Raw genomic sequence first — 22,065 nt, 5'->3', positions numbered from 1 at the left:
GAATCAGAACTTGAACTCGGCCAGATTTTCGGGGGTCACGATCTTGGCCGGACCAAGGATCAGTTCGCCGCCGGCGCCAATCGTGTATTCGCCGAGCCTGCCTGCCGTGAACTTCTCACCCTCCTTGCCGGTGATCTTGCACTGCGCAAGCGCCTGGGCTGTCTGATAGGTAAGATAGCCAAGATCGGTGACGTTCCACCAGATATCCTGAGCCGCCCCGTCCTTGATGTATTTCGAGATCAGAGTGGCCGGCGCGAGGCCGGTCAGCTTGACCTTGCCGATCATGCCCGCTTCCTCGAGTGCACGCGCGGCCGCCGGAAGGCCAATGCCTGCCGGGACGATGATCACCTTGAGATCGGGAAACGCCTGGACCAGCGCCAATGCCTGCTGCTGGTTGATCTGTTCGCTTTCTTCACCATAGGCCACCTGCACCAGCTTCATCTTGGAGAACTTCGGCTCGGCCGCCATCTTCGCCTTCATGAAGTCGATCCAGGCATTCTGGTTGGTCGCCGTCGGCGTCGACGACAGGATCGCGAATTCGCCTTCACCGCCGCTGAGGGCGAATGCACTTTCCAGCATCATCTCGGCGAGGCTGTCGCCCTTCACCTGATTGACAAACACCGCGCGGGCATCGGCGGCCACGTCGGAATCATACGAAATCACCCTGACGCCCTGCTGAACGGCGCGCTTCAGCGCCGGCGCGACGGCATTGGCGTCGTTGCCGGCAATTGCGATGACCCCGACCTTCTGCGACACGAGGCTGTTGATGAATTCGATCTGCGCCTCGGCAGTCGCCTGCGATGGGGCGACCTGGGTGGCGGTGCCGCCAATTTCCTTGGCCGCCTCTTGTGCGCCTCCGAAGGCCACTTTGAAATAGGGATCTGTGTCGAGCTTGGGCAGGAAACCGACCGTTACGGGTTCCTTGGCGCATTCCTGGCTGAAGGCCAGCGACGTTGGCGCAAGCAGAACCGCGGACGCGAGCAGGGCTAATCTAAACGCTTTCATTGTGACTCCTCCGTCAAAATTCGGGCTTGAAGGAAGGGGCCCGAGATCACCCCTTTGTCTCGCGCATTGCGCGGGATCTGCTGAGCAGCTCCTGTGTGGAGCGCCAGTAATTGCCGACCAGCAGCGAGCCGATCAGAAGCAGGCCGATGATCATGCCCTGCGCGTCGCCACCGATCTGGTTGAGCGCCAGCACGTTGCGGATGATGGCGATCAGGACCAGCGCCAGCATGACGCCGGTCAGGCGGCCCTTGCCGCCAAAGACGCTGACGCCGCCGAGCAGAACAATGGTGATGACGTCGAGCTCCATGCCGAGCGCATTGTTGGCGCGGGCGTTGGAGAGGCGCGCGGTATAGACGATGCCGGCTATGGCGGCGACAACGCCCGAGACGACGAACAGGTTCAGCACCATCCGCCGCGTGTTTATGCCCGAATAGCGCGCCACTTCGGGGCTGCCGCCGAGCGCGTAGATGCGCTTGCCGGTCGGCGTCTTCTGCAGCACGACCGCAAACACCGGCGCCAGCACCAGGAAGGGCACGATGGTCCACGGTATCTCGGTGCCAGGCAGGTTGTTGATGCCGAAATCGACGACCGCGGGCGGCAGGATGTTGACCGAGCCGGTGCCGAGCAGGATGTAGCCAAGGCCTCGATAGAGCGCCATGGTGCCGAGCGTCACAACCAACGACTGCAGTCCAAGGCCCGAGACCAGATAGCCGTTGAAGGCGCCGAGCAGGCCGCCGCCGACGAGTGTCAGCGGAATTGCGGCAAGCGTCGGCATACCGGCCTGGACCAGCAAGCCAAAGACGACGGATGTCAGCGCCAGCACCGAGGCGATCGACAGGTCGATCTCGCGGGTGATGATGAGCAGCGTCATCGGCAGGATCAGCAATGCCTTTTCCGAGGCGCTGGCGGCCAGTTGCGAGAGATTGAAGCCGGAAACGAAATTCGGCACGAAGATCACGGCATAGAGGAAGATGGCTACACAGGAGGTCGCCAGCAGCAGATCCCAGAAGTCGATCGACCGGAGGAACTTTTTCACCGCGCCCTCGCCTGTCTTGCCTGCTCGGCGCGCCGTACGATGAAGGTGTCGATGCCGATGGCGACCAGGATCACCAGGCCGTAGACGCCCTGCAGCCACAGCGGATCGACGCGCACCAGCGTCAGCCCGTTTTTGATGACCAGCAGCGTGAGGGCTCCGAGAATGATGCCGAGCAGCGTGCCCGAACCACCGCGGATGGCGACGCCGCCGACCACCGCTGACGCGATCACCGTGAGTTCGAAGCCGAGCGCAACGCGGGCGTCGATGGTCGCATAGCGCGATGCCCACAGCGCGCCGCACAGGCCGCCGAGCAGGCCGGCCATGCCAAAGGCCAGCAGAATGCGCCGGTCGACAGGGATGCCGATCAGACGCGCGCCGTCGGGATTGGAGCCGGCGGCGAACAATTCGCGCCCGAAGGCGGTGCGATAGAGCAGCACGTAGCCCAGGCACAGGATGACGATTGCGATGACGACGATCAGCGGCACGCCGGCGATCTTCAGGCCGGTCATGTCGAGCCAGGCTTGCGTGACTTCGTCGGCGCTGATCTGGTCGCCGGCTGCCCAGATCGAGTTGAAGCCGCGGAAGATAGACATCGAGGCCAGCGTGACGACGATCGCCGGGATCTTTCCCCTGGTGACGACGAGGCCGTTGATCAGGCCGGCGACGCCACCGACGGCGCATGCGGTCATCAGCCCGATGCCGATGTCGAGCCCTGGATAGGCCTGGACCATGCTGGCCGCCATGTAGGCCGACAGGCCAATCACCGCGGCGATCGAAAGGTCGATGTTGCGGGTGATCAGCACCAGCATCTGCGCGAGTGCTGCAACCACGAGCAGCGCGGCATCCATCGACACGGCGGTCAGGTTTGCAGCGCTCACCATGCGCGGGTTGATGATGGTGACCGGGATCGCGACCGCCAGCATCGCGGCGAGCAGGCCGAACTCCCGCCGCTTCAGTATGTCGAGCGGCCCTTTTCTTTTCTCCTCGCCGGCGGCCTGTGCTACCGGGCCGGCGCTTTCGCCGGCTTTCGTCGCTGCTTCCAGCACCTTTTCCTGAGTGGCTTCGCCCCTGGCAAATTCGGCCGTCCGATGGCCTTCGCGCAGGACGATAATGCGGTCGCACATGCCGATGAGTTCGGGCATTTCGGAGGAGATCAGGATGATGGCCATGCCCTGGGCGGCAAGGTCGGCGATCATCGCATGCACTTCCGCCTTGGTGCCGACATCGATGCCTTGCGTCGGCTCGTCGAGGATGAGGACGCGCGGTTCGGTGCGCAGCCATTTGGCCAACACCACCTTCTGCTGGTTGCCGCCGGACAGTTCCTTCACCGGCTGCGCGTAGCCGGAAAAGCGAAGCTTCATGCGCTTCAGCCAGTCCGAGACCAGGTTGGTCGCGCGGTTCGTGCCGTAGAAGCCGGAGCGGGCTGCCTCGTCGAGGATTGGCAGCACCGCATTGTCGAGGATGGAAAAATCCATCACCAGGCTCTGGCCCATGCGGTCTTCCGAGACATAGGCAATGCGCGCATCCATGGCGTCGCGTGCCGAGGCGAAGCGCACAGCTTCGCCGTCGATCAGGATTTCGCCGGCATCGGGCTGGTCGATGCCGAACAGCACGCGCGCGATCTCGGTCCGCCCGCTGCCGACCAGGCCGCCGAGCCCGAGCACCTCGCCGGCATGGAGCTTGAGGTCGATATTGGAAAAGCCACCGGCGTGCGAAAGCCCCCTCGCCTCCAGCACCAGTGCGCCGGTGGCGTGGCTTCGTTGCGGATAGAGGTCGGTCACCTCGCGGCCGACCATCATGCCGATGGCGGCGGCGCGGCCAAGCTCGGCCTTCGGCTTGACGCCAATGAGACGTCCGTCGCGCAGCACCGCGATGCGGTCGGCGATGCGGAAGATTTCGTCCATGCGGTGGCCGACGAACATCATCGCCACGCCGTGCAGCCGCAGGTCGGCGACGACAGTGAACAGCCGCTCGACCTCGCGCTGCGACAGGGCGGCCGTCGGCTCGTCCATGATCAGCACCCGCGCGTCGAGCGACAGGGCGCGGGCGATCTCGACCAGTTGCTGTTCGGAGGTGCGCAACGTTCCGAGCCGGGTTTCGGCCGGCACGTCGAGGCCGACTGTCGACAGCACCCTGCGCGCGCCGGTAAGCATGGCGGCGTTGTCGATGCCGCCGAAGCGGTCGCACGGCATATGGCCGAGATAGATGTTCTCCGCCACCGAAAGATCAGGGAAAAGACCGGGGTGCTGGTGCATGACCGAGATGCCGGCAGCCTGGGCGTCGTGCGGCGAATGGAAGACCACAGGCTTGCCATCGACTTCGACATGGCCGCCGGTCGGGAGATACACGCCGGCCAGCAGCTTTACGCAGGTGCTCTTGCCGGCGCCGTTTTCGCCAAGCAGAGCCAGCACCTCGCCTGAGCGCAATTCGAAGGACGCGTCCTTGAGGGCAATCGTGCCGCCGAAGGCTTTTGTCGCCTGAACCAGGGCAACGGGGACAGCCGCGTCGTTCTTCACCATGGCGTCGGCTTCGCCTAATGCGCCCAAGTGCAGCACCTTTCCTCCCTGGTCCTGTTTTTTCAATTTGCTATATTAAATGGCTGAATGCCGCAACTGGAAAATTGACTTCCATGGCCGCGAAGGGCACTGTCGCGTCGCGCACGGGTGCGATTTGAGTGCTCTCTCCCACGGCAGTCCCAAAGCTGCCGACGACTGGAGTGACTCTGCGGGAATGAATGGGGAGGCGCCGGTTTTGTCCGGAAAAGGCAGCAATTCGGTCAAGGTGCGGCATTATAACGAGCGTTTCGTGCTTGATGCCATCCGCCGCCTGAAGGAGGCATCCAAGTCAGACCTGGCGCGCGCCGCAAATCTGACGCCGGCCGCGGTCGCCGCTATTGTCGACGGGCTGGAATCATCGGGATTCGTAAAGCAAGTGGGAAAAAGGTTCGGACAACGCGGATCGCCGTCCACTCTCTACCGACTTGCACCGGAGCGCATCTACAGCGTCGGCATCAAGATCGGCCGGCGCGCGCTGGAAGCCGTGCTCGTCGACTTCGCCGGCGAGGTCCGCTCGCGCGAGTCGCACGAATATCGCTTTCCGGACCCCGACATGGTGCTAAAGGCCGGCAACATGTCGCTGGCCAATTTCGACAAGTTGATCGAGGGGCTTGACGATGCCAGCATCGTCGGCGTCGGCATCGCCTCGCCGTATTTCCTCGGCGGCTGGAGCGAGGAACTCGGCTTTCCCGACGACCTTGGCAGCCGCTGGGAAGCAATCGATCTGACGACGTTCTTCGCCACAAAGCCGAAGACCCCGGTCTTCGTGGAAAACGACGCGTCATCGGCTGCACTCGCAGAGCTCATCCAAGGGACCGGCGCACGGTTCCGCGACTTCATGCATATCTCGATCGACACCTTTGTCGGCGGCGGACTGGTGCAAGGCGGCAAGGTCCACACCGGGCCGCACGGCAACAGCGCCGCGCTCGGTCCTTTGCCGGTCTCGCCTTCAAGCCTCGATTCGGTGGCGGCCAAGCCGGCGCGCTACCAGAGCCTGCTGCATCGCGCTTCGATCTATGTGCTGGTCAATCATCTCAAATCGCGCGGCATCGAAATCAATCGCGTGCGCGAACTCGACCCCTTGCCGCCGGGGGCGCGCGAGCCGCTGTCCGAATGGATCGACGATTGCGTCAATGCGCTGGTCGAGGCGATCATCGCCATCACCTCGGTCATCGACATCGAGGCGATCGTTCTCGACAGCATCCTGCCGCGGCCGATCCATCTCGAGCTGCTGGCAAAGGTGCAGACCCAGTTCAACAGGATCAGCGCCATCGGCATCGTGGCGCCGGAAATCGTATCGGGACAATTCGGCCCCGAGGCTTCGCCGATCGGCGCGGCGATGCTGCCGTTCTCGGCACTGTTGGCGCCCGACAGCGGCGTGCTGATGATCGGCAAGGACAGAACGATGCTGCTGGGCAGCCTGTCGAGACTTGCCAGCCAAAGCCAACCAGGAAGAAGCTCAGCGACTTCAACGGGATAGGGTGGCGCTGCAAGGAGCATCAAGCTCCAGGCATCATCAACATCACCTCGCAGTCCGGCACGGGCACGGCGGGCTTTTTGCGCCGGCACCGGAACTTTTAGCGGCCGCTAATCTTCATTCGTCACCGACATTGAAATGCCGATCGGTCCGCGCTCCGCTTCAGTGCGGGCCCAGGAAGCAAGGAGGAACATATGAACTGGGATCAAATCAAGGGAAAATGGACGCAGTTCAAAGGCAAGGCGAAAGAGCAGTGGGGTGACTTAACCGACGATGATCTTGATCGGATCGAGGGCAACCGGGACCAGCTCTTGGGGCGTATCCAGGAGCGATATGGCATCGCCAAGGAAGAGGCGGAGCGCCAGGTTGATGACTGGTCCAGAAGCATCAGCTGAGCCTTGGACGCAACGCCGTCTTCTGCCCCCACCGGGGTGAAACTCTGCCTCGCCCGCCGTGCCGACTGGTGCGGTGGGCTCTTTCGACAGCGAGGCCCCGCGAGGAACCTTTAGCCGTATCTAATGTTCTACTTGCGTGGCGGGCTTCGCCCCGGCGTGCGCCCCGCCCGGAGGCGAAGGAGTGCAATCATGAACAACATTATCTGGCTGGTCGGCGCGATCGTGATCATAATAGCCATTTTGAGTTTTTTGGGTCTGCGATAGCATCTGAACCCTCTCTTCGAGCCGGCGACCTTCCCCGCGCGGCATGGCCTCAGCACGCCCAAGCTGGTCAGACTTAGGTCCCAAGCAAGACACTCTGGGGTTGGACCGAAGCCTCGGCTGAGGAACGTAGCCGGCTGGCTCACGTTGTGGTGAGCTTTGGCGCGACGAAGATGCGTCCGGGCGGAAGAGTTCAAAGCCAGGGAGGAGAGGCCCGACGCTGCTAACGAGCGTCGGGCCTGGGCGTAAATGCAAACAATCAGCAGACTGTTCAATTCCCATGCCCAGGCAGCACGTGCCGTTGCCGCGCTTCAGGCTGCCGGGATTCGCCGCCGCCAGATCAGCGTCGTCGGATCTTACAACGACAACGATGAACCGATCAGCGTTGCTGGATATTACGACGATGAGATGAGCGCTGTCTGGCGGAGCGCCGTCGCCGGTGCCGCACTTGGCGCCACGGCTGGTCTGTTGGCCGGTTTCAGCGCTTTTGGAGCTCAAGACGTCGATCCTGCGGGGATGACCGGCATGGCTCTGGTCGGTGCGGCGTGGGGCGGCTTTGCCGGCGTGCTTCTCGGAACTTTCGCCAATTTCGCCCAGAAGCCGCGCAAGCCGAGGATCGCTGAGGGTGTCATACTGGTGATGGCCCGGGTCGATGAAAGGCAGGCCGGCGCCGCGCATACGGTGCTCCGGAGTTTCGCGGAGATGCCTTCCGGGCCGATGAAGAGGAGCGCTTTGCCAAATTCAAGCCGGCTCCGCGTCCGATCTAGTGCCCGATGAAGTTGGTTCGCGAAACAGGAATTCAAACCGGAGGCGCCCGACGAAAGCTTGGCAAACCAACACTTTGGAAGCATGCGGGCTACTTACCGTCGAGTTGTCCTTTATTCTTACCATTCTGTTGGCTGGTCTCATCCTTGGCTGAACCGAACCCATGCCCTTGCCACCGGCGACACTATGCCCGGCAATTGGCGAAGGTTGTGGCCAGTTCGAAGGATTAAACCATTCGTGCTAAGCGTTAATAGCTTGTAGCCATAGGAGAGGACGCCGACGTGGACAAACGGGCTGAAGGAGACAGGGAGAAATTGGCCCGAGGCGAGTTCGAGCTCAAAGCCGAACGATATGGTGTGAACGCCTTTCTTCTCGTTGTCGAGCTTGTAAACCTGCTGGAAAAGCGCGGAACGATCAGCAGCGACGACGTCGCGAAAATAGCCGAGGCCGCCGCACTTGCGGTCGCCGCATCCAGTCAACCCGACGTGAACAGCATCAATCTGTTGCAGACCATCGCTGCCGCACGCCGGCCCAAATAGGCTTATATCAAATCCGCCGGCAATCAGCGCCAACCAGACGCTATGGATTGAACTGATCTCGGTCGAGCGTCCGGAGCCTTTCCATGTGCAACGACTACGAGCAGCACATCGCCTGGGCCGAATACTGCAGGATGATGGAATCGCTGGCGCTCAAAATCCCCAGCCATCAAAGCGAACTGGATCTGCCGCAGGCGGATGACATCCACATCAACGACCCCGCGCCTGTAATGCGCGCCGCCGGCGACGCAATCGAACTGGCGTCGATGACGTTCGGCTTTCCCCCGGCCGGGCCAAAAGGCGGACCTGTATTCAACTTTCGCTCGGAGGGCCGGCAGTTCGGCAACAGCAAGCGCTGTCTCGTTCCGGCGTCGGCATTCTTCGAATTCACGGGAACGAAATATCCAAAAACCAAGCACAGGTTCACGCTGAATGGCCATTCGTTCATGGCGATTGCCGGGTTGTGGCGCGAGGGTATCGGCAACAAGCCGCCGACGTTCACGATGCTGACGAGCGAGCCGGGGCCGGACGTGGCGCCATATCACAACCGGCAAGTGGTTGTGCTGCGGCCATCGGACTGGGCGGCCTGGATCCACTTGACGAGGTCCGAGGCTGAACTCCTGCGCCCGTTGCCGGAAGGGTCGCTCAGAGTGGAGACAGCTCGGGCGGGTTCGGAGTAGGAACCACCGGAAAATTGCGCGGTGCGGCTGCGCCGCATAGCCACGGCGCCGCGCCCCATGCTCAGAACGAATGCCCGCGCGATATAAGCGCTTCAGCCCGGCTTGACGTAGCCGGCGGTGACCTCGTCCTTGTGAGCGGCGAAAGCTTCCAGGACTTCGGTTTTCTCAGGCTTCGGAATTTTGAAATGATCCAAGGTCCGCCCGAGTTCCGCTGCGACCTCATCGAATTCCGCGGGGGAAATCCGCAGGTCGCGATGTGCCTCCTCGAGGCCGAGCGGCGTCGTGCCGGGCTTGGTGGCGACGAACTTGAAGGGCCCGCCAGAAACGTCGCAGACCCACAGCGTCCGCATGAACTTGAGGCCGGGCAACCTTTCAAGGTTCTTGGTGTGCCATTTGCGCAATTGTGGGTTCTTGGACTTCTTGCCGACAATCGGGTTCATCACGACGGCGTCGCTGAAATGATCGATCACCGCCGCGATGGCGAACACACCACCCAGGCGCTCATATAGAGTCTTCCCCGATGTGGTTTTCTTAGCCTGGGCGAGTGCGTTGTCGGCAGGCAATACCGACGTCGATGCGGCGGCCAGCGCCAGCCCGGCGACAACACTTCGTCTTGTCAAAGAGGTCGAAATTTTCATCCCTGGTTCCCTTCGAGGTTAGGCCAGAGCAAGCCGCAGCCTGTCTGGCGGGCTTCATGAAGTGACATTCGGACACGTTGCCGTATTTTTAGCATCATCTAATGAACTAACGCACCCTTCGTCCGAATTATTCCGATGGACGGCATTGCTGTGGTCAACATGCGTAAAGGTCGCGCGGATGAGGAAGGCTTAAGCACGCGTCGCCGCGCGCGGCAGCGGTCGCGAAGCCATTTCGGCCGCATCGGCGGCCCGATCGATGTTGTTGCGGGCACCGTAGTGTTCCTGGCCTTGCTGGCGGCGGTCGCCTGCGGCCAATAGCCTGTGCTTTTCGAAGATCGCTAGCTTCTGCGGATAGGTGATCCGCACCTTTGCGTTGCACCCGTCGCATTTGAAGTGCGCGATTGTTCTTAGTGCAGAGCCCTTTCTTACCGCCGGATGCAAGCAATCCGGACATTCGAATGTGAGCGCGACATCTGATAAGTCTTCGGCTAAGCCCATTTCCATCCCCTTCGCAAGCTCGGTGGCTACACTCTGGCGATTCTCAATGAGCAATTCAGATACCAAATGGCTGTGCCAAAGCGGGACTAGGCCAATTCGCCTCGGAACGCCGCCAAGCTAATGCGCCTTCTCTGCGCCTTTTGAGCGACGAAGAAACCTAACTTCTTCCAGCAGTTCGCGCTCATTGGTAGTCACGTTTCGGAAGATTGCGACAATCATCACCGCCAAGGCTTCGGCATCCAGGCTTAGAGGGTCAATGTCATCTGCGCAAACCTGATCAAACACGCGTTCACAAATAGCCAAATCGTGAGGGCTGAGGCGGGTGCGATTGAAACGCCGGCGCGACATTTGCGAGCCTTCGAGGCCGCTGCCCGTGCAAAAGAAGCGGGTCTTCGCAAGAAACGCGAGTCATTGAGCGATTGTTCCCGGCTGCAAGCTTTGTTAAGTCGCCTGCAGCGGGGGCAGACCAGAGCGCTTCCCCATGCGCATCATGGCGCGTGCGACCGGAACTGTGCCTCGACCTTGGCATTTTCCTATCATGGCGAGACGCTTGGCATTCAGGCATTTTCGGGCGCCCGCCCGAACGGAGCTGCCCGCCATGCGCGGGCCGATTTCGGACGGGTGGACCGTTGGGCTCACGTCAGACACAGTAGCCTGGGGGCAAGACTGCTTTGAACCCTAAACGGGGCCGTCGGCTACCCATTTGACGACGCGGAGGAGCCAGGCCTTCCGCCCCTGACAATCGCCATCACAGCCAGTGCCACCGCGACGACCGAGTTCCAATATTTGAAACTATTTGAAAACTCTTCCTAGACGGTTTGGCATCATGAACAGTCTTCTTTGGCGGCAGGCGCTCTAGGGTGACCCGAAACTTGGTCAGTGCCGTAACGCGGTACATGTGCTATAGCTAATATTTGGTCGAGGGGGCGACCATGAAAGGGAGGACCAACCATGAAGCCGCATTCCCTCAGCGCCCGCCGTATTGGCCTGCTTATATTCTCGGTGTGTGCTTTCGGGCTGATAACGTCAGCCGCAATGCCCGCAGACAGCAAATTCGCCGTCGAGCCGGTGGTTGAGAAAAAGGTGAAGGAACTGCCCTCCGGACCGTTGTACTGGCGGCTGGAAAATTTCCCAACGCTGGCGCAGGCCCAAAGCGCTGCGGGCCCGACCTCGCTTGCGGCGGAGGTCGCAGGCAAGGTCTGGCTGTTCACGCTTGGACCGAAGGATGGCTCTACGACCGGCGGAACCAAGGTCGTCGAGATCGGACCGGTCCCTCCGATCAGGGCAAGCGAGTATTTGCTGCGCGTGAACCGCGCCGGTGGAGCGCCCGGCGTCAAGACGAAGATCCATACGCATCCGGGACCGGAGGCCTTCTATGTGCTGACCGGCAAGCTCGGCCAGAGAACGCCCCACGGAATGACCTATGCTGAAGCTGGTACGGCCATGATCGGACACGGGGCCAACACGCCGATGGAGGTGTTCAGCGCCGGCACAACCGATCTCGATGAGCTGGCGATCTTCGTGGTCGACGCCAATCAGCCGTTCTCGTCGCCGGCCAGCCTCGACTGAGGCGACATTTCCCAGGGTGGTACTTCCGCTCTGTTGCAGACAATCGGTCAACAAGCTGAGAATGTCCGCCCTGGGGTCGAACTCGGGTCCTTCAGGGTGTTGGGTTTTGGCCCCAACGCCATGGGATTGGGTTCGCCTGACCCATAGCCGTCCACTTCCCGCTCGGGGGCGTCGCCACCCCCATGCCAGCGAGCGTTGCCGCGATCTGACTGGGGTTCCGACCGGCCCCTTCAGCGGCCCAATGACGGCCATGAGCTGCTTGGCCTCCACAACGGCCTTGGCCTTGGTCGCCTCAGCCCTCGCCAGGGTGCCTGGCCTCAGACCCGCATCGAGATTGCGCTGGGTCGCGGTCACCTAAGCCAATGGCAAAGACAACTCCTCGTCGGCATTCACGGTCGTCTGGTGAAGTACGGCCCAAACACGAGAAGCGCACCAGGGTGCGATTGTCATCGATCGCTTCAGTGTGGTTCGAATGATGCGGGAGTCTGCCCGGGATACTAGCGACCAGTTGACGCTAACAGGTGCATGCTGAATTCGATGGTGCTGCGAGAGGAAACACAGCCACGAACCCGATGAGCAGCCCACCTGTGGTCCGGCGCCGTGTCGTGGTGCTCAGTGCCTGTTTCTTTGCGATGGAACTGAGCCGACGCCGGATCGCCGAGTTACGGTCTTTCATTTTGATACCCCACCAGGACTGACTCGGCACGTAGACGACAGTAAGCAGGGTATCGAGGCCTAGCTAAGTGCCCTAAGCGATCTATTTCTTGCCAGAGTTTCGCTGGGAGCATCGCGTGCCATGTGGTCTCACCGACGCATTGCGGACGCTTTCCGACTTGTATACCTTCCCTTCGCAAACATCCTAATCACAAAAGGCAACCTGCACCGGTGAAGTTCGGATGACGCGAGGTTTGATTCTTCTTGCATGGATTGTCGTCGGAGCGTGGACTAGTTCGGCATTAGCTCAAGACGCCACCGAGAAAACCTTTCCCCACGACACTACGCTTAGCGATGTAGCTCCCTTGAAGCTTGCAATCCGGAAGCACCTTGCCATCTCGACGGAACCAACAGTGTGGATCGCGATGGCTCGCATGGGAGAAAGTGGGGTTGTCTACCTTTGTGGGCTTACGGATGGTGGCAGCATGTCGACCTCCATTCTCTTCTTTGCGCATAAGACGGATGGGGCTGTCGAAGTCGAAGAAATTGATAGTGACTCCAAAGTCGATGGCAGGGCCAAAAAGCTTTGCGACACTCACGGCTTCCGCACCCCTATCCCCGGCTGAACCTCCGCAACCTTTAAGGACAGCTCCCATTTCACCCATCTTGGTCATTCCGCATTTATGAGTTTACGACCTAGCCTCCTTTGGAGCGCGGACTCGAGCGCGAGCAAGCCCACATCTCGCGATCAGCTCAATCCAATATTTATCAACCCATTTTCTTTGCGGCGATGCCTTGCGCAGAACCAGGATTTGTTTGATCAGATTGGCAGGAGACCAACAACCCGCAATTGTGATCCGAAATCTGCTGGCATGATGTTTGATGGGCGGCCAATCGAACGGTCAATTCAAGCGGCACAGCGGGTGCTGGTCGGTCTTGTTGTGCTGCTTGCGCTCGCTGCCCCTACCTTGGCTGAGGATACTGACGATTGCGGAGGCGCCGCTGCAGGCTCACAGCGGATCGCCGCCTGCACGCGGATCATCGAGGACGGGGCGCGAAGCCCGAAGAGTCGCGCCAACGCTTACCACAACCGGGCGATCGCCTGGGCTGACAGCGGCGACAATGACCTGGCCATGGTGGACTACTACAACGCCATCGCCCTCGATCCGAACGACACCGATGCCTACAACGAGCGCGGACTTCTTTGGCTCGATAAGGGCGAGAACGACAGCGCCATCAGCGACTTCGACCGGGCGATCGAGCTCGATCCGGAAAAAGCCATGGCCATCTATAACCGCGGTCTCGCTTGGGCTCACAAGGGCCACGACACTCGCGCCATCGCCGACTACAGCCACGCCATCGAGCTCGATCCGAAATATCTGGAGGCCTACAACAACCGCGGCTTCGTTTTCAACAGGATGGGCGAATTCGACCGCGCCATCGCCGATTTCGACGAGACGATCAGCCTCAATCCCCAACACCCCTACGCTTACAATAACCGGGCCATTTCATGGGGCGCAAAGGGTGATGCAGAGCGCGCCGTCGCCGATTATAGCCAGGCGATCACACTCGATCCGACCTATGTCAACCCGTATGGAAGCAGGGGAATTTACTATTTCTACGGCCGAGATCCGGCGAAAGCGCAAGCCGATCTTGCCACGGCGGCAGCACTAGCACCCGACAATGCCTATTATGCGATTTGGGCGGATCTGGCGGAGCAGCGCAATAGCGGCGTTAGCAATTTGCGTGAGGCTACCAGTAAGTTGGACATGACCAAATGGCCTGCCCCGCTCGTTCGCATGTTCCTTGGGGAGCAGACGCCCGAATCGGCACTCGCCGAAGCAGACGACCCGGTCCCGAGCAGGAACCGGGGAAATGTGTGTGAGGCCGATTTTTATGCCGCGGAGTTCCACCAACTCAAGGGCCATCCCGACAAGGCCTTGCGACTTTACCGGCTAGCCGTCCGCGACTGCCCCCGCGATTTCATCGAATATGTCGCGGCAAGCAAGGCACTGCGCGCCCTGGGCGTAACTCCATAGGGTGCGCTGCGGGTATTATGTTCCGGGGCTCTGTCGGTGGCAACAAAGTCGGTCGGGTCAGCCGCGTGTCGCCCAGGAACGGCGCCTCCCTGCTGACAAAGACCCACCTTCGCCGTTGGCCTGACGTGTGCTGGGTAGGTGATCTGGTGCTGCGAGAGAGGATTGAACTCTCGACCTCTCCCTTACCAAGGGAGTGCTCTACCACTGAGCTACCGCAGCCGCCGATGGCGGGGCTTCTGCCATATCGAACCGGCAAGCGCAAGGCCAAGACAAGGGCACAAACGGGGCCGGGTTGAAAGGCCGCACCAGGCGATCGTTGCGGACATGGCCGTGCCACAATGTTGGCTATCCCTTGATCCGTACCGGCGGGTCGCCGGGCCGGGGACGGAACGATGAACGACAAGGCAGTTTCTCCGAACAAGCCACCGAAGAAGGATGGTTCCGCGAAAAAGGCAGGAACTGGCCGCAAGGACCGGCTGGCCGAGCAGTTGCGCGCCAATCTGCAGAAGCGCAAGGCGCAATTGCGCTCACGAAGGACCGGCGACGCCGACCAGCGGCCGGACGGGCTGCAGGCGGCGATGAAAAAAGATTAATGCGAATCGGCTATGTTGGTCGCCGGTACTTTGGCCAAATCAGCGTGGGCCAAAGTGGGGAATAGCCTGTTTCTTGAACCAAGCCGGCCAATGGTCTAGATGGCGGCAACAGACTCAACCGATTTAAAACGGCCTTTTAGCCGAGGGGACGCTCTTCATGGATCGCATCAGAATTGTCGGCGGCAACAAGCTTGCCGGAAGCATCCCGATCTCGGGCGCGAAAAACGCCGCGCTGCCGCTGATGATCGCTTCGCTTTTGACCGACGACACGCTGACGCTGGAAAACGTGCCGCATCTGGCCGATGTCGAGCAGCTCATCCGCATCCTCGGCAATCACGGCGTCGACTACTCTGTCAATGGCCGCCGCGAAAAGCAGCAGGAAGGCTATTCGCGCACCATCACTTTCTCCGCCCGCAACATTGTCGACACGACGGCGCCTTACGAGCTGGTGTCGAAGATGCGGGCCTCGTTCTGGGTGATCGGTCCGCTGCTGGCCCGCATGGGCGAAGCCAAGGTGTCGCTGCCCGGCGGCTGCGCCATCGGCACGCGCCCAGTCGACCTCTTCCTCGAAGGCCTGCAGGCGCTGGGCGCCGATATCGACGTCGACACCGGCTACGTCATCGCCAAAACCAGGAACGGCCGGCTTGTCGGCAACCGCTATGTGTTTCCGAAAGTCTCGGTCGGCGCCACCCATGTGCTGATGATGGCGGCCTCGCTGGCCAAGGGCGAGACGGTGCTCGAAAACGCCGCACGCGAGCCGGAGATCGTCAACCTGGCCGAATGCCTCAACGCCATGGGCGCGAAGATCTCCGGCGCCGGCACGGCGACCATCACCATCGACGGCGTCGAGGCGCTGTCGGGCGCGCGCGTCAGGGTGATCCCCGACCGTATCGAGACCGGCACCTATGCTATGGCGGTGGCGATGACCGGCGGCGACGTCGTGCTCGAAGGCGCGCGGCCCGACCTGTTGCAGACGGTGCTGGACATCATTTCGCAGACCGGCGCCGAGATCACGCAGACCAATTCCGGCATCCGCGTCAGGCGCAATGGCGCCGGCATTTCACCGGTTGACGTGACGACGGCGCCATTCCCGGCTTTCCCGACCGATCTGCAGGCGCAGTTCATGGGCCTGATGACGATGGCCAAGGGCAAGTCGCGCATCACCGAGACGATCTTCGAAAACCGCTTCATGCACGTCCAGGAACTCGCCCGGCTCGGCGCCCACATCACGCTGTCCGGCCAGACCGCGATCGTCGACGGGGTGGCGAAGCTGAAGGGCGCGCCGGTCATGGCGACCGATCTTCGCGCCTCGGTGTCGCTGGTCATCGCCGGCCTCGCCGCCGAAGGCGAAACCACGGTCAACCGCGTCTACCATCTCGACCGCGGCTTCGAGCGGCTGGAGGAAAAGCTGTCCGGCTGCGGCGCGGAGATCGAGCGCATTTCGGGCTAGAGCCTTTCCGCAGGGCTTGTGGCGCGGTTGCACGGACCGGAAAGACCGCCTAACAGAAGGCTGAATAGTCCAACCTTCAGGTGTGAAATCCGCATGGCCCTCAAGCTTGTCGCGCTCGACGATCAGGATCTGAGCATCATCTCGGCGCATGTCCAGGATGCCGTCATGAAGGTCAGCGATCTTGAATACCTGCCTTCGGTAAAGCGCTTCGTGCTGACCATGAATCGCTTCGTCTGGGAGGCCAAATCCGGCTTCTTTCGCCAGCACAATGAGCGGCGGCAGGCTGTGCTGCATTTCGACCGGGTGCTCGGCGCCAAGACCAGCGGCATTGCCCGCGACAAGCCCGACGAAGTGCTGTCGCTGCTGGCGATCAGCTTTCTCGCGCTCGACAAGCCGGCCGGCATCGTCGAGCTGATCTTTTCGGGCGGCGGCGCGATCATGCTCGATGTCGAATGCATCGAGGCGCGGCTTGCCGATGTCGGCGGCGCCTGGGAAGCGACGTCGCGCCCGGCCCACAGGGTTTGAGCCGATGGCCATCACGCTTCGCCAGTCCGACGCCGATTTCGAGCAGCGCTTTGCCGCGTTCCTGCTGACCAAACGGGAAGTCTCGGCCGATGTCGACGCCGTGGTGCGCGAGATCATCGCCAAGGTGCGCGCCGAGGGCGACGCCGCGCTGGTCGAGTACACGCAGAAATTCGGCGGCGGCGACCTGGCCGAGCTCGGCATCGCCGTCTCCAGGAACGACATTGCCCAGGCTTACGATGCAGCCGATCCGCAAACGGTCGAGGCGCTGAAATTCGCCCGCGAGCGCATCCGCGTCCATCACCAGCGCCAGCTGCCGCAGGACGACCGCTACACCGATGCCGCCGGCGTCGAGCTCGGCTCGCGCTGGACGGCGATCGAGGCCGTGGGGCTCTATGTGCCGGGCGGCACGGCGAGCTATCCGAGCTCGGTGCTGATGAACGCGGTGCCGGCCAAGGTCGCCGGCGTCGAGCGCATCGCCATGGTGGTGCCGGCCTCCGGCGGCGACGTGCCGCCGCTCGTGCTGGTGGCAGCCGACCTTGCCGGCGTCTCAGAAATCTACCGCGTCGGTGGCGCCCAGGCGATCGCCGCCCTTGCCTATGGCACCGAAACGATAAAACCCGTCGCCAAGATCGTCGGCCCCGGCAATGCCTATGTCGCGGCGGCCAAGCGCCAGGTGTTCGGAACGGTCGGCATCGACATGATCGCCGGGCCTTCGGAAGTGCTGGTTGTGGCGGACGGCACCAACGATCCGGACTGGATCGCCGCCGACCTGCTCGCCCAGGCCGAGCACGACGTATCGTCGCAGTCGATCCTGATCACCGACGATTCTGCTTTTGGCGCAGCGGTCGAACAGGCGGTGGAGCGGCAGTTGCAGAACCTGCCGCGCGGAGAAACGGCGGCGGCGAGCTGGCGCGATTTCGGCGCGGTGATCCTGGTGCCGACGATCGAGGCGGCACTGCCGCTGGTCGACCGCATCGCCGCCGAACATGTCGAGCTTGCCATCGACGACCCCGAAGCTTTCCTGGCGCGAATGCGCAATGCCGGTGCGGTGTTTCTCGGCCGCCACACGCCGGAGGCCATCGGCGACTATGTCGCCGGCTCCAACCACGTGCTGCCGACAGCGCGCTCGGCGCGCTTCTCGTCCGGACTTTCGGTGCTCGATTTCGTCAAGCGCACTTCGGTCCTGAAGCTCGGGCCGGAGCAGTTGCGGGCGCTGGCGCCGGCGGCGATTACGCTCGCCAAGGCGGAAGGCCTCGATGCGCATGGACGCTCCGTCGGCATCCGGCTGAACATGTAGACATGTCCGACTACGACCAAACCCGCGCCAGGCTGATCGATGTCGAGCTCGACGAGACGATCGGCCGCTCGACGCCCGATGTCGAGCATGAGCGGGCGGTGGCGATCTTCGACCTGATCGAGGAGAACCGTTTTCAACCGGTCAATGACGATGGCGCCGGGCCGTACCGACTAAAACTGTCGCTGGCCCAATCCCGGCTGGTTTTCGCCGTGACGCGCGAGGACGGCGCAGCTGTGGTCACCCACATTCTGTCGCTGACGCCGCTCAGGCGCATCGTCAAGGATTACTACATGATCTGCGAAAGCTATTATGATGCCATCCGAACCGCGACGCCCAGCCATATCGAGGCGATCGACATGGGCCGGCGCGGCCTGCACAATGAAGGCTCGCAAACGCTGATGGACCGGCTTGCCGGCAAGATCGAGATTGACTTCGACACGGCGCGCCGGCTGTTCACGCTGGTTTGCGTGCTGCACTGGCGAGGCTGAACTGGCCGCCCCGCTGCCCCGCCCGATCCTGCCCCGCTCGATCCTGTTTGTCTGCGGCATGAACGCAGTGCGCTCGCCGATGGCCGAATTGCTGGCACGCAAGGTGCTCCCGCCCACCACCTTCGTCGCCTCGGCCGGGGTGCGCGGCGGGGAACGCGATCCGTTCGTCGATGCCGTGCTGGCCGAAGAGGGCCTTTCACTGGGCGAACGGCACCCGAGAACGATGGACGACCTCGAGGACGATTATTTCGACCTGATCGTGACGCTGGCGCCGGAAGCCCACCACACCGCGCTCGAGCTCACCCGTTCGCTGGCCGTCGAAGTCGAATATTGGCCGATGCCCGACCCGACCGGCGTCAGCGGCACGCGCGAGCAGATCATGGCTGCCTATCGCGACGTGCGCGAGCGGCTGAAGGCGCGGATCGGCCGCCGTTTTCTCGGCAACGGGGCTGAAAACGCCGCGGATTAAGCATGTTCACAAGCGGACGTTTATCATATAGGTTCCGCGCAACTTTCCGGCCGGGGCGCTGGAAGTACCCATCCAAGCAAAGGTATCGAATGCCGAAGGAAGAAGTCCTCGAGTTTCCAGGTGTCGTCACGGAACTGCTGCCCAACGCGATGTTCAGGGTCAAGCTCGAAAACGAACATGAAATCATCGCCCATACGGCCGGCCGCATGCGCAAGAACCGCATCCGCGTTCTGACCGGCGACAAGGTCCTGGTCGAGATGACGCCCTACGACCTGACCAAGGGCCGCATCACCTACCGCTTCAAGTAAGTTCAAGGACCCGGCCGGGATCGCGATGGGCATTTTGCAGAAGCTCGTGCTTGCCTCGGGTTCGCCACGCCGGATCGAGCTGCTGCAGCAGGCCGGCATCGAGCCGGACCGCGTGCTGCCGGCCGATGTCGACGAGACGCCGCTGCGTGCCGAGCATCCGCGCTCGCTGGCCAAGCGGTTGGCGACGCAGAAGGCCGAGAAGGCGCTGGCCTCGCTGAAGACCGAGACCGACTACGTGCCGACATTCGTGCTGGCCGCCGACACCGTGGTCGCCGTCGGGCGGCGCATCCTGCCCAAGGCCGAGACGCTCGATGACGCCGCCAACTGCCTCGGGCTTTTGTCCGGCCGTTCGCACCGCGTCTATTCCGGCATCTGCCTGATCACGCCAGGCGGCAAGCAGCGCTTGCGGCTGGTCGAAACCAGGGTGCGCTTCAAGCGGCTGCCGCGCGAGGAGATCGAGGCCTACATCGCGTCGGGAGAATGGCGCGGCAAGGCCGGCGGCTATGCCGTCCAGGGGCTTGCCGGCGCCTTCGTCGTCAAGCTTGTCGGCTCCTACACCAACGTCGTCGGCCTGCCGCTCTACGAGACGGTGGCGCTGCTCAGCGGCGAAGGCTTCAAGGTGCAGGCCAACTGGCTGTCGGGTACGCGGCTATGAGCCCGGACGACAAGGTCACGCCGTTGCGGCCCAAGCGGCCATGCCCGGAATGCGGCAAGCCATCGGCGCGCGAAACTTACCCGTTCTGCTCGACGCGCTGCAAGGACATCGACCTCAACCGCTGGCTGAAGGGGGTCTACGTCATCCCGGGCCGCGACGACGAGGATGAGAACGACGACCAGAAATAGCACCGTCCACTTGCGGTTTTCCACAGGCTTGGGACGGTTTCGCAGCCGCGATCGTGACCGATGATCGGCCTTGCGGACTGCCTGTCGCTTCCGACTGAAATCAATGTCCAGAACTTGTTCCATCCGGGCACTGTCGGACGGAACAGGTTCTGGCGTTTTGCCTGTACGCATCCGGTGAAGACCGCAGGTATTAAGCGCACCGAGTGAAGATAGCGGCTCGGGCGTCGTCAGCTCGCGTCATGGATCATGTGGTTCTGGTAAAGGTAAGAGATTATCCTGCTAAATTCTTCGATCCCATTTTGAGGATCCATGAAGTAATCACCATGCCGCCAAAGAGCCTGATCGAGGAATTCTGGAGCGGGGACAGCTTCGATGTGAGCGAGTGCTCCTATCGCCCAATTCTGGTTATAAACTCGACCATTTAGAGGTAGGTAGGCATTGAGGTATGATCTTAAAAGGCCGGCACAATGCTCGCCTCCGACTAAGCCCAACGCTACGCAGTATCCTTGCCCGGAGTAAACCATCTCGCTTGCGAGGAGCAGCTTGCCGATCAAGTTGACGAAGCGAGTACGTTTGCTGAGACCTATAAACCAAGCAGCACAGAGGCGACCCCGCCACTCGCGCTCGATCAAAAGTCTTTCGATTTGTTCGTCCGAAATGGTGTTCGCGGCATTTACGATCGCTTGTCTGATGCCGCTGCCATCAGCCCGATCGGGGCGTCTGAAATTTGCATGCAGGAGACTAAGGTAAAAGGGGCGCACAAACGTGTTGCGCAGTGCCACGTGATCGGAAGGCGCCGTAGGGGTCATGCTACAAGCTTGGTCTGATTTACGAACGGCCGCCAGTTCCAGGGCAGCAGTTCGTCAAGCTTCAATTCCGGGTAATCGTTAATCCGGGCGAGGACGTCGGCGAGCCAGGCCTGCGGGTCGATATCGTTCATCTTGGCGCTGACGATCATGCTGTAGAGAACGGCAGCGCGCTGTCCGCCGCGATCGGAACCGCAGAACAGCCAGGACTTTCTGCCGAGAGCGATGCCGCGCAGGGCTCGCTCGGCTGCATTGTTGGATAGGCAGATCCGCCCATCGTCGAGGAACCGGGTGAAGGATGACCAGCGCGCAGTATGTAGTTGAACGCCTTGATCAGGTCGTGCCCGCGCGAGAGCTTGTCGCGCGTCTCGATCATCCAGCTCTCGAGCTCGGTGACCAGCGGCAGGCTCCGCTCCTGGCGCACGGCGTGGCATTGGCCTGGCGACAGGCCGTTGATCTCGCGTTCGACATCGAACAGGGCATCGATGCGCTTCACGGCTTCAACCGCTAGCGGATAGACTAGGTTGGGCTTCTCGCCGCGCGCCTTCTTGCGCGCCGCCGCTTCGATATCGGCCAGCTCGAACACTTTGCGCCGGCTGTGGGCCCAGCAGCTGGCTTCCAGAACAGGCGCCGGCTGACGGCCTGTCGCATAGAGATCGCCATAGCCGCCAAAGGCATCGGCCTGCAGAATGCCGCTCCAGCCGGCGAGATGCGCCGCGGGATGTTCCCCTCGACGATCGCGGGAATAGTAGAACACTGCCGCCGGAGGATCGGCGCCGCCGAACGGTCGTCGCGCACATAGGCCCATAATCGGCCGGTCTCGGTCTTGCCCTTGGCCAGGACCGGCACCGTCGTGTCGTCGCCGTGCAAACGTGAAGCGGCCAGCACATGGGCTTCGAGTCGCCTGAACAGCGGCATCAGCGCCGCGGCGCCGGCGCCGACCTGGTCGGCAAGCGTCGACAGGCTGAGCGGCACGCCTTCGCGGGCATAGCGTTCAGCCTGACGGTTGAGCGGCTGATGCTGGCCGAACTTCTCGAACAGGATCATCGCCAGCAGGCTGGGACCGGCCCAGCCGCGCGGGGTGGCGTGGAACGGCGCCGGAGCCTGGCTGATCGTCTCGCAGTCGCGGCAGGTGAACTTCTCCCGCACGTGCTGGATCACCTTCCATTGCCGCGGCA

General features: G+C 62.1%; 25 protein-coding genes, 1 tRNA gene and 2 pseudogenes. 17 read left to right on the top strand and 11 right to left on the bottom strand.

What is annotated here, in order from left to right:
- Positions 1 to 3: 3 nt before the first annotated feature.
- The 3 genes from NKJ17_RS11660 to NKJ17_RS11650 are packed head-to-tail and all read right to left on the bottom strand — an operon-like array spanning position 4 to position 4,596.
- The gene (locus tag NKJ17_RS11660; protein ID WP_352508640.1) at positions 4 to 1,005 is read right to left on the bottom strand and encodes a rhamnose ABC transporter substrate-binding protein; all 1,002 of its coding nucleotides are present in this window, start codon (positions 1,003 to 1,005) and stop codon (positions 4 to 6) included.
- A gap of 46 nt (positions 1,006 to 1,051) precedes the next feature.
- Positions 1,052 to 2,041 (bottom strand): ABC transporter permease, encoded by a 990-nt coding sequence (locus NKJ17_RS11655; protein ID WP_352688438.1) that lies wholly within the window; start codon positions 2,039 to 2,041, stop codon positions 1,052 to 1,054.
- Positions 2,038 to 4,596 (bottom strand): ATP-binding cassette domain-containing protein, encoded by a 2,559-nt coding sequence (locus NKJ17_RS11650; RefSeq protein WP_502900480.1) that lies wholly within the window; start codon positions 4,594 to 4,596, stop codon positions 2,038 to 2,040. Before NKJ17_RS11650 ends, NKJ17_RS11655 begins: the two co-directional genes overlap by 4 nt.
- Positions 4,597 to 4,792: 196 nt before the next feature.
- On the opposite strand from NKJ17_RS11650, the gene NKJ17_RS11645 reads away from it, so the two are divergent.
- From NKJ17_RS11645 to NKJ17_RS11625, 5 genes are all read left to right on the top strand, one after another.
- On the top strand, positions 4,793 to 6,076 hold the full coding sequence (locus tag NKJ17_RS11645) for an ROK family transcriptional regulator (RefSeq protein WP_352508636.1): 1,284 nt from the start codon (positions 4,793 to 4,795) through the stop codon (positions 6,074 to 6,076).
- Positions 6,077 to 6,267: 191 nt separating this feature from the next.
- On the top strand, positions 6,268 to 6,468 hold the full coding sequence (locus NKJ17_RS11640) for a CsbD family protein (RefSeq protein ID WP_023677416.1): 201 nt from the start codon (positions 6,268 to 6,270) through the stop codon (positions 6,466 to 6,468).
- Between the two features lie 510 nt (positions 6,469 to 6,978).
- Positions 6,979 to 7,506: a hypothetical protein gene (locus NKJ17_RS11635; protein ID WP_352508635.1), complete on the top strand. Its 528-nt coding sequence runs from the start codon at positions 6,979 to 6,981 to the stop codon at positions 7,504 to 7,506.
- A gap of 269 nt (positions 7,507 to 7,775) precedes the next feature.
- A complete protein-coding gene (locus tag NKJ17_RS11630; RefSeq protein ID WP_352508634.1) occupies positions 7,776 to 8,033 on the top strand; it encodes a hypothetical protein in 258 nt (85 codons plus the stop codon).
- An 83-nt stretch (positions 8,034 to 8,116) separates the two neighbouring features.
- Positions 8,117 to 8,710 carry an SOS response-associated peptidase gene (locus tag NKJ17_RS11625; RefSeq protein ID WP_352508633.1) on the top strand — a complete coding sequence of 198 codons (594 nt, stop codon included), beginning with the start codon at positions 8,117 to 8,119 and terminating at the stop codon, positions 8,708 to 8,710.
- A 92-nt stretch (positions 8,711 to 8,802) separates the two neighbouring features.
- Here the strand turns inward: NKJ17_RS11625 and NKJ17_RS11620 are convergent, their stop codons facing one another.
- From NKJ17_RS11620 to NKJ17_RS11610, 3 genes are all read right to left on the bottom strand, one after another.
- Positions 8,803 to 9,348, bottom strand: a complete 546-nt coding sequence (locus tag NKJ17_RS11620) for a group I truncated hemoglobin (protein WP_352508632.1) — start codon at positions 9,346 to 9,348, stop codon at positions 8,803 to 8,805.
- 189 nt (positions 9,349 to 9,537) lie between these two features.
- On the bottom strand, positions 9,538 to 9,900 hold the full coding sequence (locus NKJ17_RS11615; protein ID WP_352508631.1) for a hypothetical protein: 363 nt from the start codon (positions 9,898 to 9,900) through the stop codon (positions 9,538 to 9,540).
- Between the two features lie 63 nt (positions 9,901 to 9,963).
- Positions 9,964 to 10,194, bottom strand: a complete 231-nt coding sequence (locus tag NKJ17_RS11610) for a hypothetical protein (protein ID WP_352688433.1) — start codon at positions 10,192 to 10,194, stop codon at positions 9,964 to 9,966.
- Positions 10,195 to 10,797: 603 nt separating this feature from the next.
- On the opposite strand from NKJ17_RS11610, the gene NKJ17_RS11605 reads away from it, so the two are divergent.
- From NKJ17_RS11605 to NKJ17_RS11595, 3 genes are all read left to right on the top strand, one after another.
- Positions 10,798 to 11,415: a cupin domain-containing protein gene (locus NKJ17_RS11605; protein WP_352508629.1), complete on the top strand. Its 618-nt coding sequence runs from the start codon at positions 10,798 to 10,800 to the stop codon at positions 11,413 to 11,415.
- An 896-nt stretch (positions 11,416 to 12,311) separates the two neighbouring features.
- Entirely contained in the window at positions 12,312 to 12,695 is a 384-nt protein-coding gene (locus NKJ17_RS11600) for a hypothetical protein (protein ID WP_352644254.1), read from the top strand.
- A 57-nt stretch (positions 12,696 to 12,752) separates the two neighbouring features.
- The gene (locus NKJ17_RS11595; RefSeq protein WP_352688431.1) at positions 12,753 to 14,108 is read left to right on the top strand and encodes a tetratricopeptide repeat protein; all 1,356 of its coding nucleotides are present in this window, start codon (positions 12,753 to 12,755) and stop codon (positions 14,106 to 14,108) included.
- 144 nt (positions 14,109 to 14,252) lie between these two features.
- Here the strand turns inward: NKJ17_RS11595 and NKJ17_RS11590 are convergent.
- A tRNA-Thr gene (locus NKJ17_RS11590) sits at positions 14,253 to 14,327 on the bottom strand.
- Positions 14,328 to 14,500: 173 nt separating this feature from the next.
- Between NKJ17_RS11590 and NKJ17_RS11585 the strand changes: the two genes are divergently transcribed.
- From NKJ17_RS11585 to yacG, 9 genes are all read left to right on the top strand, one after another.
- A complete protein-coding gene (locus NKJ17_RS11585) occupies positions 14,501 to 14,701 on the top strand; it encodes a hypothetical protein (RefSeq protein ID WP_352475882.1) in 201 nt (66 codons plus the stop codon).
- A 157-nt stretch (positions 14,702 to 14,858) separates the two neighbouring features.
- A complete protein-coding gene (murA, locus tag NKJ17_RS11580; protein WP_352475883.1) occupies positions 14,859 to 16,151 on the top strand; it encodes a UDP-N-acetylglucosamine 1-carboxyvinyltransferase in 1,293 nt (430 codons plus the stop codon).
- 93 nt (positions 16,152 to 16,244) lie between these two features.
- A complete protein-coding gene (locus NKJ17_RS11575; protein ID WP_254820565.1) occupies positions 16,245 to 16,676 on the top strand; it encodes a DUF2948 family protein in 432 nt (143 codons plus the stop codon).
- A gap of 4 nt (positions 16,677 to 16,680) precedes the next feature.
- Entirely contained in the window at positions 16,681 to 17,973 is a 1,293-nt protein-coding gene (gene hisD / locus NKJ17_RS11570) for a histidinol dehydrogenase (protein WP_352688429.1), read from the top strand.
- Between the two features lie 2 nt (positions 17,974 to 17,975).
- On the top strand, positions 17,976 to 18,461 hold the full coding sequence (locus tag NKJ17_RS11565; protein WP_352475885.1) for a UPF0262 family protein: 486 nt from the start codon (positions 17,976 to 17,978) through the stop codon (positions 18,459 to 18,461).
- 1 nt (position 18,462) lies between these two features.
- Complete coding sequence (locus NKJ17_RS11560) at positions 18,463 to 18,930, top strand: arsenate-mycothiol transferase ArsC (protein ID WP_292663983.1); 468 nt, start codon at positions 18,463 to 18,465, stop codon at positions 18,928 to 18,930.
- A gap of 89 nt (positions 18,931 to 19,019) precedes the next feature.
- Positions 19,020 to 19,238 (top strand): translation initiation factor IF-1, encoded by a 219-nt coding sequence (gene infA / locus NKJ17_RS11555; protein WP_006200926.1) that lies wholly within the window; start codon positions 19,020 to 19,022, stop codon positions 19,236 to 19,238.
- 25 nt (positions 19,239 to 19,263) lie between these two features.
- Positions 19,264 to 19,893: a Maf-like protein gene (locus NKJ17_RS11550; protein ID WP_352475886.1), complete on the top strand. Its 630-nt coding sequence runs from the start codon at positions 19,264 to 19,266 to the stop codon at positions 19,891 to 19,893.
- Positions 19,890 to 20,081 carry a DNA gyrase inhibitor YacG gene (yacG, locus tag NKJ17_RS11545; protein ID WP_023677402.1) on the top strand — a complete coding sequence of 64 codons (192 nt, stop codon included), beginning with the start codon at positions 19,890 to 19,892 and terminating at the stop codon, positions 20,079 to 20,081. Before NKJ17_RS11550 ends, yacG begins: the two co-directional genes overlap by 4 nt.
- Positions 20,082 to 20,308: 227 nt before the next feature.
- On the opposite strand, the gene NKJ17_RS11540 is transcribed toward yacG, so the two are convergent.
- The 4 genes and pseudogenes from NKJ17_RS11540 to NKJ17_RS11525 form a co-directional block, all read right to left on the bottom strand.
- On the bottom strand, positions 20,309 to 20,863 hold the full coding sequence (locus NKJ17_RS11540) for a DUF6000 family protein (protein WP_352688427.1): 555 nt from the start codon (positions 20,861 to 20,863) through the stop codon (positions 20,309 to 20,311).
- 23 nt (positions 20,864 to 20,886) lie between these two features.
- The gene (locus tag NKJ17_RS11535; RefSeq protein WP_352506236.1) at positions 20,887 to 21,039 is read right to left on the bottom strand and encodes a transposase domain-containing protein; all 153 of its coding nucleotides are present in this window, start codon (positions 21,037 to 21,039) and stop codon (positions 20,887 to 20,889) included.
- An 81-nt stretch (positions 21,040 to 21,120) separates the two neighbouring features.
- Positions 21,121 to 21,695, bottom strand: a pseudogene (locus NKJ17_RS11530) (IS66 family transposase); the annotation flags it as partial.
- Positions 21,696 to 21,730: 35 nt separating this feature from the next.
- Positions 21,731 to 21,934: pseudogene (locus tag NKJ17_RS11525) on the bottom strand (IS66 family transposase); the annotation flags it as partial.
- Between the last annotated feature and the right edge of the window lie 131 nt (positions 21,935 to 22,065).

Origin of the sequence: Mesorhizobium sp. M0208, from assembly GCF_040322015.1 — a bacterium.
Classification (GTDB): Bacteria; Pseudomonadota; Alphaproteobacteria; order Rhizobiales; family Rhizobiaceae; genus Mesorhizobium.
The sequence above is the reverse complement of the archived record's forward strand: the minus strand, read 5'-3'. Positions and strand labels throughout refer to the sequence as shown.